The organism is Bacillus sp. FJAT-47783 (genome assembly GCF_022808615.1).
GTDB lineage: Bacteria > Bacillota > Bacilli > Bacillales > Aeribacillaceae > Bacillus_BZ.
The window spans coordinates 1-1,206 of record NZ_JAKZKS010000068.1; the positions used below are offsets into that span (position 1 = coordinate 1).

The following is a 1,206-nucleotide window of genomic DNA, read 5'->3' on the forward strand; positions in this document are numbered from 1 at the left end:
GGAGTGTTGAACGTGATCATTTCCTATGATTTTGGCATCGGTTTAAAAGAATACGCAAAAAGAGGAAAGATGAATGCCTTTCCTGTGCTTGATACTTGTCCAAAATGCCAGTGTCACGGACCAGGCAACCTTCATCGGAATGGGTATTACTTTCGAAATGGCATTTCAGAAGAGATGGAAGTGAGAATTCCTATCTGTCGTTTGAAATGCTTAAACTGTGGAATCAACATTTCCATCCTGCCAGATTTTCTCATCCCCTACTTTCAACACACGATTCAAACTATTTTAGATCGTATTCATCAATTTCTGGTAGATAAAAGAGTTAACAGAAGTCGCCAGCTATTACGCTTCCACCTCCAGCGATTTCTCCAAAAACTCAATTGGGTCCATACGTATTTCGTTGGCTTAGGAAAGGTGGGTGGACGTATAAATGATGCATTCCAAGAAGCGATCAGGTACATTTCTTTGATTCAGGATGTGGGCGCATCTCGTTTTCTCCGAACAAGTTGGGGACACTTATCCTCCTACTTTTTGGCTCATTAATTCAGTAGTGTTCAAGTTTACCACGCCTGTTTTATTCATCCCACATACCTTTTTCATCGTCATTTGAGATGAGAGACAGTAGAATAAGAAACAGGATAACCGGTTGTCCTTCTACTTTAAGAAGGAGGAGCATTTGAATGAATGAAAATCAACGCCAACAAGTAGCTTTATTCCGATATGGATTAATTGCCCCATTATTGAATGGACAAGTAAAACCAAAGGAGTATTTTCAAGAACTATATAAGTTGAACTAAAGAAATTCCTGAATGGCATTTGACTCCATCCTTACACAGAGGCGGTCAATGACTTTAATGGGATTTAAATTCTCCATAAAGGCATGGACGTTCTTCCGAATCTCAGCCGTCGTATGATAGAAAACATTGTTGATGACGTCAGATTTCAGCCATTTCCAAAGACCCTCGACAACATTAAGTTGAGGGCTGTAAGGAGGCAAAAATACAAATTTCAGCCTACCTTTCATCTCCTTTAGGAAGGGTTCAAGTAATTTTGCATGGTGGATCCGCGCGTTGTCCAAAATCATCACAATGTTTCCAGTCGGATATGCCTTCGTTACTTTTTTAAGAAAGGAAAGGAATTCTTCCGCCGTGTATTGCTCTTCTTCCTGCCATACGATTTCACCAGTCACGTAATCAACAGTAGCCA

Annotated in this window: 2 protein-coding genes; one reads left to right on the forward strand and one right to left on the reverse strand. The window is 40.3% G+C overall.

Translation table 11 applies throughout. From position 1 onward, the window contains the following. The coding region (locus MLD65_RS17965; RefSeq protein ID WP_243293185.1) for a DUF6431 domain-containing protein at positions 1 to 543 on the forward strand (543 nt) is incomplete at its 5' end. A 250-nt stretch (positions 544 to 793) separates the two neighbouring features. Here the strand turns inward: MLD65_RS17965 and MLD65_RS17970 are convergent. Beyond that, the coding region (locus MLD65_RS17970) for an IS630 family transposase (protein WP_243293186.1) at positions 794 to 1,206 on the reverse strand (413 nt) is incomplete at its 5' end.